This is a genomic window from Georgenia sp. G2120 (genome assembly GCF_055326485.1).
Map to the genome: position 1 here is coordinate 40,088 of NZ_JBUZNL010000016.1, position 12,611 is coordinate 52,698.

A 12,611-nucleotide genomic window follows, 5' to 3' on the forward strand; every position below is an offset into this window, starting at 1 on the left:
ATTCGTCGCTGAGGGTGGTCGCCGGGCTGGTGCTTCACCGGCGGCCCCCTACCTCAGCGGCCCGCGTCGACCGCCTGGGCGCGTACCGCGCGCTCCGCCGTGTCGAGCCGCTCGGCGACGAGGCGGCGCAGGGCGGCCGGCGCGTCGGCGTTCGCCTCGAGCCAGGCGCGGGTCTCGGCCACGACGTCGACGCCGGCCTCGTCCGCGCGTCCCGCCAGTGTGGCCGGGAACGCGAGCGTGGCCACGTTCTGCGCCATCTCGTTCGTCTGCTCGGTCCACACCCGCACCAGCGCGTCGAGGTAGCGGCGCACGTACGGGGCGAGGAGCTGCGGGTCACGCACGTCGGCGAACCCGAGGGCGGCGTACCGCTGCTGGGTGTTCGGCAGGTTCGCGGCCTCGACGATGTTCTCCCACACCCACTGCTTGGCCTCCGCGGTGGGGCGGGCGGCCCGGACCCACACGGCGTACTCGCGGCCGGTCGCCGACGGGTCGGCCGCGAGGGCCGCCTCGACGTCGTCGTCCGTGACGGCCCCGGCGAGCGCGAGCCCGCGCAGGACCTCCCACCGCTGCTGGGCGTCGACCTCCTGGCCGGCCAGAGGCGCGGTGCCGTCGACCCAGCCGCGGACGGTCGCCACCTGCTCGTCGGTGACCACGAGCTGGGCGGCCGCCCGCGAGAGCTGGAGCTGGGCGTCGGACCCGGCCTCGGCGCGGCCGGCGAGGACCACGAGGTCGTCCGCGACCGCGGCGCGGACCTGGTCGCGCGTGGTCGGGTCGGAGTATCGCTCGACGGCGGTGCGCACGTTCGCGAGCAGCACCCGCATCGCGGTGGGCTGCTGCTCGGAGGCCAGCGCCCGCAGCGCGAGGTCGAGGTACCGGCTCGCGGCCCACTGACCGTCACGCGTCATGTCCCACGCGGACGCGAGCACGAGGGTGCGCGGCATCGCCTCGGCGAACGCGTCGACGTGCTTGGTGGCCGCGGCGAGCGAGCGGTCGTCGAGCCGGACCTTGGCGTAGGAGAGGTCCTCGTCGTTGACGAGCAGCACCGCGGGCCAGGGCCGGCCCACGATCTCCGGCAGCTCGGTGCGCGCGCCGTCGACGTCGACCTCCTCGGACCAGCTGCGCACGAGCCGTTCGCCGTCGAGCTCGTACCCCGCCACCGCGAGCCGGTGCGGGCGCTGGACCGGGTGCGCGTCCGGCACGGACTGGAGGATCGCGGCGGTGGCGATCCGCTCGACGCCCTCGTCGTCCTTCTCGGTCGTCACCTCCGGCGTGAGCGTCGTGACGCCGGCGGACTCGAGCCACACGGTCGACCACGCCCGCAGGTCGCGCCCGGAGGCGGCCTCGAGCTCGACGAGCAGGTCGGACAGCTCGGTGTTGCCGAAGGCGTGCGCGGCGAAGTAGCGGCGCAGGCCCGTGAGGAAGGCGTCCTTCCCGACGAAGGTGACGAGCTGGGTGAGGACCGAGGAGCCCTTGGCGTAGGTGATCCCGTCGAAGTTGACCTCGACGTCCTCGAGGTCCTCGATCGACGCGACGATCGGGTGGGTCGTCGGCAGCTGGTCCTGGTCGAGCGCCCAGGCCTTCTCCAGCGACGTGAAGGTCACCCACGAGTCGTCGATCCCCAGGCCCTCGGCGGCGGCGAGGTGGGACGCGTACTCGGCGAACGACTCGTTGAGCCACAGGTCGTTCCACCACCGCATGGTCACGAGGTCGCCGAACCACATGTGGGCGAGCTCGTGGAGGATCGTGATGACGCGGCGCTCGCGCACGGCGCCGGACACGGGCCCGCGGAAGACGTAGTTCTCGAGATAGGTGACGAGGCCGACGTTCTCCATCGCGCCCGCGTTGAACTCCGGTACGAACACCTGGTCGTACTTCGTGAACGGATAGGGGCGGTCGAACGCCTCCTCGTAGAAGGCGAAGCCCTGGCGGGTGACGTCCATGATCGTCTCGGAGTCGAGGTGCTCGGCGATCGAGGCGCGCGCGTAGACGCCGAGGGGGATCGTCCGGCCGTCGCTCGAGGTGAGCTCGCCGGTGGTCCCGGCGTACGGGCCGGCGACGATCGCCGTGAGGTAGGTCGAGATGCGGGCGGTGGGGGCGAACGTCCAGGTCCGCGCGTCGGCCTCGGAGTCGCCGTCGGCACCGGGGTCGACCGGGGCGTCGCTCACCTCGGCGGCCGCCTCGTTGGAGAAGACCGTCCAGCTCGCGGGGGCGGTGACGACGAAGCTGAACTCGGCCTTGAGGTCCGGCTGCTCGAAGCACGCGAACACGCGACGCGCGTCGGCCACCTCGAACTGCGAGTAGAGGTAGACGTTCTCGTCGACCGGGTCGACGAACCGGTGCAGGCCCTCGCCGGTGGTCATGTAGGCGCCGTCGGCCTCGACGACGACCTCGTTGGTCTCCGCGAGGCCCGTCAGCTCGATGCGCGAGTCGGCGAACGCGGACGTGTCGACGTCGGACCCGTTGAGCGTGATCCGGTGGACGACCGGCGCGATGAGGTCGAGGAACGTGGACGCGCCGGGGGTGGCCGCGAAGGTGAGCGTCGTCGTCGAACCGAACACCTCGGGTCCACGGGTGAGATCGAGCTCGACCCGGTAGGTCTGCGTGGCCACGACGGAGGCGCGCTCGGCGGCCTCCGCCCGGGTGAGGTTCTCTGCGGGCACGAGGGCTCCTGTGGATCGGGGGCTGACGCACCGGGACCGCCGTGGTCCCGGCCGGGCGCAGGAGCGCCACCTCGAAGCGTAACCGCGTACCGGCGCGGGCCGCCGTCGACACCCTGTGCCGCTCCCGCCGACCGGCCCGACCCCGTGGGACGATGAGGTCATGACGGACTCCGCCTCGTTCCAGCCGCACGACGTCGACCTGTTCTTCGACCCCCACTGCCCCTGGGCGTGGATGACCTCCCGCTGGCTCACCGAGGTCGCCGAGGCCCGCGGGCTCAACCTCCACCTCCACCTCATGCCGCTCGTCATCGTCAACGAGGGCAAGGACGTCCCCGCCGACTACCGCGCGGGCCTCGACCGCCAGTGGGGCGTGGTGCGCGTCTTCCAGGCCGCCAAGGAGCGCCTGACCGCCGAGCAGTTCGCCGCGCTCTACACGGCCGTCGGCACGAAGTTCCACCCGGAGGACCGCAAGAGCGAGGAGCTCGCGGTCGTGACCGAGGCGCTCGCCGAGCTCGACCTGCCGGCAAACCTCGTCGAGGCCGCCGAGGACTCCTCGCTCGACGAGGCCTTCCGGGCCACGACGGCCACCGCTCAGAAGCTGGTCGGCGACGACGTCGGCGTGCCGGTCATCAAGTACGGCGACGGCGCGTTCTTCGGCCCGGTCGTCACCCCCGCCCCCACGGGCGAGGACGCGCTGCGCCTGTGGGACGGCTTCGCGCTCGTCGTCTCCGTGCCCGGGCTCTACGAGCTCAAGCGCACCCGGACCTCGGGTCCGATCCTCGCCTGACCCCCTGATCGACCCGACGCGTGCCGGCGCACCGGCACGGCGGTTCGTCCCCGTCCCCTGAGAAGGAGTCCCATGCGGCACGGTCGCACCCTCGGCGCCGGCGCGGCGCTCGTCCTCGCGGCGGCGCTCGCCGCCTGCTCACCCGTCGAGAGCCTCGACGACGAGGAGACGAGCGAGTCCCAGGAGTCCCCGTCCGGGTCCTCGAGCTCCGAGGGTCCGGCGGAGGAGGAGACCGAGGAGTCGAGCACGGCCGACGACGACGAGGGCGCCGGGTCCGCCGCTGAGCCCAACGGCCCCGCGGAGGACGAGCCCAGGGACTCCCCGAGCGACGGGGCCGGCGAGGAACCGACCTCCGAGGAGGGCGACGACGACGCGGAGGGCGAGGCGCCGGCCGCCGACGGCGAGCGGATCACGATCGAGCACGACGCCGGCACCGTGTCCTACGCGCTGCCCGAGGGCTGGAACGACCTGTCGTTCGCCTACGAGGGCCACCCGACGATCGTCCTCGGCGCCGCCCCCCTGGAGACCGCCGCCAACGGCACGCAGCTCACGCTCACGGCGATCGAGGGCGGAGCCGGCTCGTTCGAGGCCTACCGCGAGGCGCTCGAGGCCCAGCGGCCGCCGGACGCCGAGATGTCGGAGGCCGACGCGATCACCGTCGACGGTTCCTCGGTACCCGGCCTGCGGGTGGAGATGTCGACACCGACGGGCGGGTTCGTCCAGTACACGTACCCGATCTACTCCGACGGCTACCAGTGGGAGCTCCAGTTCGCGATGGACGCGGGGGACGAGGAGGCGGACCTTCCGGGCCTTCGTCAGGTCGCGGAGTCGATCGACATCGAGTAGACCCGCCGGGCCCCGGGTGATTCGGACGGACTCCCGGTGATGCCGGACGGTCGCGGTCCGACGGGTAGTCCGACCTGGTCAGACGTCCCCATGACAGCGGTTCACCGGACCTCGACCGGCGGATCAATCTGACGTCATGACAACGCGAAAGATCTCCCCCCGCCACGCAGCCACCGCCACCCTCGCCCTCGCCGCCACGCTCACGCTCGCGGCGTGCGGTGGTGACGACGAGGTGGCTCACTCGCCCGACGACGACGCCACGACGACCGAGCCCTCGGAGCCGGCCGAGGAGCCGTCGGAGGACGAGGACAGCGACACCGAGGACGACGCGGCCGAGGCGCCCAGCGAGGACGCCCCCGCGGAGGACGAGGACACCGAGGACGACGCGGCCGCCGCCCCGAGCGACGACGCGGCCGAGGCGCCCAGCGACTCCGACGAGCAGGCCCCGGGCGCCGGCGCGACCGGCGAGCTCCCGCAGGTCGAGGTCACCTGGCCCGACGAGTGGGTCGACATGTCCGACCAGGTCCCGGAACAGCCCGGCATGGGCATGCAGATCTACGGCGTGCCGAGCCAGGACGGCTTCTCGATGAACGCCGTCATCACGACCTACCCGGCGGGCACCGCCCCCGAGGGCGCGAGCTACGGCTACCTGCTCGTGGAGCAGCTGGGAGGCGACTCCGGCCAGCTGAACGAGGTCGGCGAGCGCGACATCGACGGCCACACCGCTACCGGCTACCAGCAGGACGCGTCCGAGGCCGGCGAGACCTTCCGCCAGCGCCTGTACGGCGTCGTCCTCGAGGACGGCAGCATCGTCGAGTTCGTGCTCTCGGCGGAGGTCGACCAGATCACCGAGGGCATGGAGCTCTTCGAGACGGTCCTCGACTCGGCCACCATCAACTGACCCGAGACCACCAACGACTGACGTCCGACGTCGCCCGCGGCCCGGGACCCCTGCAGGGGTCCCGGGCCTCGGTGCGTCCGCCGATCTGTGGAACCGTCGAACCGCGGAACCATGGGGAGAACTCGCCGCACGACGCATCTTGTCACCGTGTGCGGGATGAGAGACTTCGGCCATGCAGATCTCGACGTCCCCCCGCCACGCCGCCGCCGCGGCCCTCACCCTCGCGACCGCCTTCACCCTCGCCGCCTGCGGCGGTGACGACGACTCCGCGATCGCGCCCTCGCCCGACGAGAACCCTCCGGCGTCCGAGCCTGCCGAGGAGAGCGAGCCCACCGACGAGGAGACCTCCGAGACGGAGAGCGAGCCGGCGGAGGAGACCGAGCCTGCCGAGGAGACGCAGCCCGCCGACGAGGAGACGAGCGAGGACGGCTCCGACGACGCGACGGAGGCTCCGACCGAGGAGGGCTCCGACGCCGCCGCGGGGTCCGGTGACGTGCCCCAGGTCGAGATGCAGTTCCCCGAGGGCTGGACCGACGTGAGCGAGCAGCTCGCCGCCGGCACGGCACCGCTCGAGGTGCAGGCCTACGCGGTGCCGGACGCGGAGCCCGGGACCTTCACGTCCAACATCGTCGTCGTCGCCTACCCGGCCGGCACCGTCCCGAGCGGCTCGTACCGCGATCTTGCCGAGCCGCAGGTCGCGGACCCCTCCAGCCTGCGCGACCTGCCCGAGCGCGAGATCGGCGGGCACCCGGCCGAGGGGTACTCGACCGACGCGTCGCAGCAGGGCATCACGTACCGCCAGCAGCTCTACGGGGTCGTCCTCGAGGACGGCAGCGCCGTCGAGATCGTGTACTCGGCAGGCATCGACTCCGTCGACGAGCACCAGGAGGCCTTCGAGGCGGCGCTCGACTCGGTCGTCATCAGCTGACCGACGCCTCCGCCTCCAGCTCGTCGTGACGAAGGATCCAGCCGTGAGTGTTCCCGCCGCGCGTCCGACCGGCCCGCAACCGTCCGACTCGTCTCCCACGGCTCCGCACCCGTCCGCCCGACGTCTCGGCGTCGGCGCTCTCGCCCTCTCCCTCACGTTCGTGCTCGCCGCCTGCGGCGGGGACGACGACTCGACGCCCGGCCCCGCTCCCGAGCCGCCGGCCTCGGTCGGCGCGCCCGAGGGCACCGTGGCCCCGAGCGAGGCGGCCCCGAGCGGGGAGACCTCGACCGGGGAGACGCCTTCGGAGGACGAGAGCGCCGAGGAGTCCGGCACGGACGACGCGACCTCCGCACCCGAGGAGTCGAGCTCGGACTCGCGCGTGACCGGGTCGGCCGGTTCCGACGACGACGCCGTCGAGCCGGGTGATCCGGCAGCCGTCGGGGACGGCCGCGTGACGGTCGCACTGCCCGAGGAATGGGAGGCTCAGCCCCAGGAGCCGGGCAGCGGGGGGGCAGGAGGAGACGCTCAGCGCGCTGACCCTCACCGGCCCCGCCAACGTCCGGATCACGCTGTGGGAGCCGGGCTACTGGGGTGACGACTACGCCGAGTCGATGGTGGATCACTGCCGCTCCACGCCGGACGGGCCCGGGCAGGACGCGGCGCTCATCGAGCCGCGGGAGATCCTCGGCACCGAGGCGGACGGGTACGAGGTCACCATCGTCTTCGAGACCGAAGGCGTGGAGGACCAGCTTCTGCACGGCTACGGGCTGATGACGGAGGACGACCAGTTCCTCGAGGTCGTCGTGGGTGCACCCCAGGCCACGTTCGGCGAGTTCGAGCCGGATTTCCAGGCGATCATCGACTCGATCTCGGTCGACTGAGGGGCGTCGACGGGTACCTCCGCGGCGTGTCGCGTGCGGTTCATCTCACGGCGGGCAGGGATGCGAGATCGCGCCGGTGGTGCAAGCGTGGGGGCGATGAGCACCCGACCGACGCACGTCCGCGCCGCCGCAGCACTCGCTGCGACCGCGGGTTGTGCGCTCCTCCTCGCCGCCTGCGGCGGGGGCGAGGACGACTCCGAGAGCACGTCGGGGGAGACCCCCTCGACGGAGAGCTCGGGCGAGTCGTCGTCCGAGTCGTCGCCGGAGTCGTCGTCGGAGAGCCCGACCGCCGAGCCGTTCGACGGCCCGGAGGTCGAGATCACCTGGCCCGAGGGCTGGGAAGACCTGTCGCCGTACATCTCGACCACCCCCGAGGGGGCCGAGGTCCAGGCGTACGGCGACCCGACGAACCAGTTCGCGACCTCCGTCGTCGTCATGTCGTTCGGGGAGTCCACCACCGAGGGTCGGTCGTACGCCGAGATCCTCGAGGAGCAGGGGACCGATCTCGCCGAGCTCCTCGAGCTGCCCGGACGGGAGGTGGACGGAACCCCCGTCACCCCGTACGAGCGCGTCACCGACCCCGGGACCGGCTCGGTCGTCCAGCACCTCTACCCGGTCGAGCTCGACGACGGCGGTCTCGTGGAGATCACCCTGGTCGCCGAGGAGACCGAGTTCGCCGGCCTCATACCGACCTTCGACGAGATCCTCGCATCCGTCGTCATCGACTGAGTGAGGAAGGTCCCACGGGGAGATCTCCCCGTCGATCCTTCCCGTACTCGACAGACCCCTACCGGAAAGTGGTTCACATGAACATCACCCACAAGCCTGTCCGTCGCTCCCTCGTCGCGGCCGCCGCGCTCGGCGCCGGCCTCACGCTCGCCGCCTGCGGCGGGGGCGACGACGAGGAGACGACCACCACCGAGGAGGAGGCTCCGGAGACCGAGGAGGAGCCCGAGGCTCCCTCGGACGGCGGGGAGACCGAGTCCGACGCCGCCGAGACCGGGTCCGAGACCGAGTCCGACGACGCAGCGGGCCTCCCCCCGGAGACCGAGAGCGAGGCCGGTTCGGCCGGCGCGGCGCCCGGCGGCGAGTCCGAGAGCGGCGCCACCGGCGAGGAGCGCATCGAGATCACCTGGCCCGAGGGCTGGGAGGACCTGTCCGCGGCCGCCGGCGAGATGCCGATCCCGGAGGGCGTCGAGGAGATGCACGCCTATGGCACGACCGACTCGGCCAGCTTCGCCACGAACGTCACGGCCATCCGTTACGCGCCCGGCATCATGGGCGACGGCTCCTACATCGAGCTGCTCGAGCAGAGCGGCCAGGACACCTCGGCCTACACCGAGCTCGAGCCGCGCGACATCGACGGGAACGAGGCCGAGGGCCTCGAGTTCGAGCAGGACGCCCAGGGCACCGCCATCGTGCAGCGCGCCTACGGCTTCCAGCTCGAGGACGGCTCGTTCGTCGAGATCGTCCTCTCGTCCTCCGCCGACGAGTTCGAGGCCAACGAGGAGGACTTCAACGCGATCCTCGACTCGATCACGATCAACTGACCCGCTGAGGTGAGGTCCTGAGGGACCGCCCCGCAGGTCGCACGACGGCGTCGCCCACCTCGGGCGGCGCCGTCGTCGTGCGTGATGGGTGTCGGCACGAATGGTGGGGGAGCCCCGTGCGGATCCCGGTCCCACGCCTGTGGCGCCCTGATGCACAGTGGAGGGCATGAGGATCATGCACACGCCTGTCCGTCGATCCCTTGTCGCGGCCGTCGCGCTTGGCGCCGGCCTCACGCTCGCCGCCTGCGGCGGGGGCGACGACGAGGAGACGACCACCACCGAGGACTCCCCGCAGACGTCGGAGGAGCCCGAGGTCACGTCGGGCGGCGCGGGGGACGGCGCGGAGTCCGGGTCCGACGACGGCGCCGAATCGGGCTCCGGGTCCGAGACCGGGTCCGACGACCCCGCGGGCCTGCCGCCCGAGACCGGGAGCGAGTCCGGCTCGGCCGGCCCCGGTGGAGAGTCGGGGAGCGCTGCCGCCGAGGAACGCATCGACATCACCTGGCCCGAGGGTTGGGAGGACCTGGAGACCGACAGCGCCGGCCTGCCCCAGGGGGTGGCCGAGACCCACGCCTACGCGCTCGACCCGGCCGAGCCGTTCCCGACCGGGGCACGCGTCATCCGGTACGCGCCCGGCACGATCGGCGAGGGCACGTTCATGGAGCTGTTCGAGCAGAGCGGCCAGGACACGTCGGAGTTCACCGAGCTCGAGCCGCGCGACATCGGCGGGCACGAGGCGGAGGGCATCGAGACGACGCAGGACCTGGGCGACGGCGAGATGCGCCAGCGCGCCTACGGCTTCCCGCTCGAGGACGGCTCGTACGTCGAGATCTCGGTCCAGTCCCCGGTGGACGACTTCGACAGCCACGAGGAGGACTTCGAGGCGATCCTCGACTCCATCGAGATCAGCTGACCGGCCGAGGGCCGTCCCGAGGGACCGCCTCGCGGGTCGCACGACGGCGTCGCCCATCGCGGGTGGCGCCGTCGTCGTTCGTCGTGGTGCCCCGTCCCGGTGGATGTGGACAGGTGGCGGTTCGGAGCGGACGTGTGGATGACGAGCCGCCCGAGGTGCTGCGCGCGGCCAGCCTGGCCGCATGCGCACACGCACACGCTCCGGGTCCAGCAACGCCGCTCGCGGCACCTCCCTCACGGCGCTCCTGCTCGCCGCCGGCCTCGCCCTCGCCGGCTGCGGCGACGGCGAGCCGACGGGCGCGTCGGACGGGACGGTCGCGCCTGACGGGGCCCGGTCCTCAGAGTCCGGGGCCGGGTCGGACACCCCGCCCGACGACGACGAACGACCGGTGGATCCCGACCCTGGCTCCGACACCTCGCCCTCGTCCGTACCCGCACCCGAGCCCGATCCGGAGACCGAGGAGACAGAGACGAGGACCGGCTCCGCATCGGAGGACGCGGCGCCGTCCGGCGACCGCGCCCCGGCACCGGACGGGGCGCTGGCCCTCTCGGTGACCTACCCGGACGCGTGGGAGGAGCAGTCCGCCGCGGCGGCGAACCTCCCGCCGGGCTCGCTCGCCATGGCCACAGCGACCGCGGACGGCACGATCGCCGGCTCGACGGTCGTGGTGGAACCGGCCGACGGTCCGGTCGCGGACATGCCCGGCCTCCTTGCGGCGCGCGGGAACGACCCGGCGAGCATCGTCGAGGCGGGGACGCGGGACGTGGCCGGCGAGAGCGTGACGCGCTGGGAGGCGCGCAGCACGTCGGGGGAGTGGGACACGATCGCCTATCCGGTGCCAGGACCGGACGGCGTCGTCGTGCTCGTCATGTTCGTCGTCACCGCCGAGAGGACCGACGTCGTCGAGGAGGACGTCGCGACCGTCCTCGACTCCCTGGCGCTCGGGTGACGTCGGAGGTCGGGACGGCGACTGCGGCGCACCGCCGTCGTGGCGGCGATGCGCCGTCCTGCGCGACTGTCGGCCGCGCGCTGCCCGCCCGGCTCACCAGATGGCGACGCGCTCCTCCGGGGCCCGGTAGCCACCGTCGCCCGGCTGGACGTCGAACGCCCGGTGGAAGGCGTCGAGGTTGGAGGCCGTGACGTTCGCGCGGAACTCGTCGGGGGAGTGCGGGTCGGTGGACATCTGCGTGCGCAGCACCTCGTCGCGGTGCTTCGAGCGCCACACGCGCGCCCACCCGGTGAAGAAGCGCTGCAGGCCGGTGCGGCCGTCGACCACCGGAGCGTCGTCGAGGCTGTCGACCCCCTGCGCGCGCAGGGCGATCGCGTAGGCCTTGAGGCCGATGTCGAGCCCGCCGAGGTCGCCGATGTTCTCGCCGACGGTGAGGGCGCCGTTGACCGAGACCTCCGAGCTCTCGCCGAGCTGGGCGGGCACGAGGCCGTCGTACTGGGCGATGAGGGCGTTCGCGCGCTCCATGAACCGCTCGCGGTCCTCGTCGGTCCACCAGTTCTCGAGCTGGCCGTCGGGGCCGAACTTCGAGCCCTGGTCGTCGAACCCGTGCCCGATCTCGTGGCCGATCACCGTGCCGATGCCGCCGTAGTTGAAGGCGTCGTCGGTCTCCGGGTCGAAGAACGGGGGCTGGAGGATCGCGGCCGGGAAGACGATCTCGTTCCACACCGGGTTGTAGTACGCGTTGACGGTCTGCGGCGTCATCAGCCACTCCCGCCGGTCGACCTCGCCGCCGTAGCGCGACATCTCGTCGTCCCACCAGTACGCGCGCCCGGCGCGCACGGTGGCGACGAGGTCGCCCTCGGTCACGGTGAGGCCCGAGGAGTCGCGGACGATCTCCGGGTACCCGATCTTCGGGTTGAACGCGGCGAGCTTCGCCTGGGCCCGCTCCTTGGTCTCGGGGCTCATCCAGTCCAGCCCGTCGATCGAGACGCGGTATGCCTCGACGAGGTTGGTCACGAGCTCGTCCATGCGCGCCTTGTGCGTGGGCGGGAAGTGCCGCGCGACGTACAGCCGGCCGACGTCCTCGCCGAGCAGGCCCTCGACGAGCCCGACGCCCCGGCGCCAGCGCTCGCGATTCTCCTGCGCGCCGGTGAGCGTGCGCCCCGCGAAGTCGAACCGCTCGGCCACGATCTCCTCGGTGAGCAGGGACGCACGGGAGGCCGCCGCGTGGAAGGACAGCCAGACCTTGAGGTCCTCGAGCGGCGTCTCCGCCCAGGTCTGCGCGGCGCCGACGAGCGCGGACGGCGTGGCGACCAGCAGCTTGAGCTCGCCCTCGGGCAGGCGCAGCCCCGCGTGGTAGGCGTCCCAGTCGAGCCCGGGGGCCGAGCCGGCGAGCTCGACGAAGGACATCGGGTTGTCGATCTTGTCCGCCTCGCGGGTGGCGACGACGTCCCAGTGGTGCGCGGCGATACGCGTCTCGAGCGCGAGGATCCGCTCCGCGGCGCCCGCGCCCTCCCCGGCCTCGACGGCACCGACGAGCTCGAGGAGCCGGGCGACGTGCCCCGCGTACGCCTCGCGTACGGCGGCGTGCTCCGCCTCGCGGTAGTAGGCCTCGTCCGGCAGGCCGATGCCGTCCTGCGCGAACCACACGAGGTAGTCCGGGTCGGAGATGCCGGGGGAGACGTCGATGCCGGCGATGCCGGAGACGCCCGTGCGCTGGAGCTCGCCCATGACGCGGGCGAGCGAGGAGTGGTCGTCGGCACCGCGGACGAGTGCGAGGTCCGCCTCCAGCGGGGCGGCGCCGGCGGCCTCGATCGCGGCCTCGTCCATGAACATCGCGTACACCGCGCCGATCTTGGGCGCGGCACCCGCGGGGTCGGGGTTCTCCGCGGCGGCGTCGGCGCCGGCCTCGGCGACCGACCCGGCGTCCTCGCCCGTCGCGGCCGCCTCGCCGAGCTCCTCGATGAGGGCGCGGACCCGCTCCTCGGAGCGGTCGCGCAGGTCGACGAACCCGCCGATGCGCGCGCGGTCGGACGGGATCTCGGTCTCGGCGATCCAGCGTCCGTTGACGTGGCGGAAGAGATCGTCCTGCGGGCGGACGCCGCGGTCCACGTAGCTCTCGAGGTCGACGGGCTGCTCGGTGCTCGGTGAGGTCATGGCATCCAGCGTATGCGTGGCATGCCGCGTGCCACACTG

At 72.7% G+C, this 12,611-nt stretch carries 12 protein-coding genes; 10 read left to right on the forward strand and 2 right to left on the reverse strand.

Going from position 1 to position 12,611, the window contains the following annotated elements; all coding sequences use genetic code 11:
- Positions 1–53: 53 nt before the first annotated feature.
- Positions 54–2,660: an aminopeptidase N gene (pepN, locus tag ACZLMO_RS14755; RefSeq protein WP_463654163.1), complete on the reverse strand. Its 2,607-nt coding sequence runs from the start codon at positions 2,658–2,660 to the stop codon at positions 54–56.
- A gap of 160 nt (positions 2,661–2,820) precedes the next feature.
- Between pepN and ACZLMO_RS14760 the strand changes: the two genes are divergently transcribed.
- The 10 genes from ACZLMO_RS14760 to ACZLMO_RS14805 all read left to right on the forward strand — a co-directional run bounded on the left by ACZLMO_RS14760 (position 2,821) and on the right by ACZLMO_RS14805 (position 10,415).
- Complete coding sequence (locus tag ACZLMO_RS14760; RefSeq protein ID WP_463654164.1) at positions 2,821–3,447, forward strand: mycothiol-dependent nitroreductase Rv2466c family protein; 627 nt, start codon at positions 2,821–2,823, stop codon at positions 3,445–3,447.
- 72 nt (positions 3,448–3,519) lie between these two features.
- Positions 3,520–4,293 carry a hypothetical protein gene (locus tag ACZLMO_RS14765; protein WP_463654165.1) on the forward strand — a complete coding sequence of 258 codons (774 nt, stop codon included), beginning with the start codon at positions 3,520–3,522 and terminating at the stop codon, positions 4,291–4,293.
- A gap of 136 nt (positions 4,294–4,429) precedes the next feature.
- A complete protein-coding gene (locus tag ACZLMO_RS14770; RefSeq protein WP_463654166.1) occupies positions 4,430–5,194 on the forward strand; it encodes a hypothetical protein in 765 nt (254 codons plus the stop codon).
- 172 nt (positions 5,195–5,366) lie between these two features.
- Complete coding sequence (locus tag ACZLMO_RS14775; RefSeq protein ID WP_463654167.1) at positions 5,367–6,122, forward strand: hypothetical protein; 756 nt, start codon at positions 5,367–5,369, stop codon at positions 6,120–6,122.
- A gap of 43 nt (positions 6,123–6,165) precedes the next feature.
- Positions 6,166–6,717 (forward strand): hypothetical protein, encoded by a 552-nt coding sequence (locus ACZLMO_RS14780; RefSeq protein ID WP_463654168.1) that lies wholly within the window; start codon positions 6,166–6,168, stop codon positions 6,715–6,717.
- A gap of 16 nt (positions 6,718–6,733) precedes the next feature.
- A complete protein-coding gene (locus ACZLMO_RS14785) occupies positions 6,734–7,003 on the forward strand; it encodes a hypothetical protein (RefSeq protein WP_425714926.1) in 270 nt (89 codons plus the stop codon).
- Between the two features lie 96 nt (positions 7,004–7,099).
- Entirely contained in the window at positions 7,100–7,732 is a 633-nt protein-coding gene (locus ACZLMO_RS14790; protein ID WP_463654169.1) for a hypothetical protein, read from the forward strand.
- 77 nt (positions 7,733–7,809) lie between these two features.
- Positions 7,810–8,553 (forward strand): hypothetical protein, encoded by a 744-nt coding sequence (locus tag ACZLMO_RS14795; protein ID WP_425714924.1) that lies wholly within the window; start codon positions 7,810–7,812, stop codon positions 8,551–8,553.
- A 166-nt stretch (positions 8,554–8,719) separates the two neighbouring features.
- Positions 8,720–9,466: a hypothetical protein gene (locus ACZLMO_RS14800; RefSeq protein ID WP_463654170.1), complete on the forward strand. Its 747-nt coding sequence runs from the start codon at positions 8,720–8,722 to the stop codon at positions 9,464–9,466.
- A 181-nt stretch (positions 9,467–9,647) separates the two neighbouring features.
- Positions 9,648–10,415 (forward strand): hypothetical protein, encoded by a 768-nt coding sequence (locus ACZLMO_RS14805; RefSeq protein ID WP_463654171.1) that lies wholly within the window; start codon positions 9,648–9,650, stop codon positions 10,413–10,415.
- A gap of 93 nt (positions 10,416–10,508) precedes the next feature.
- Here the strand turns inward: ACZLMO_RS14805 and ACZLMO_RS14810 are convergent, their stop codons facing one another.
- Complete coding sequence (locus ACZLMO_RS14810) at positions 10,509–12,572, reverse strand: M13 family metallopeptidase (protein WP_425714921.1); 2,064 nt, start codon at positions 12,570–12,572, stop codon at positions 10,509–10,511.
- Between the last annotated feature and the right edge of the window lie 39 nt (positions 12,573–12,611).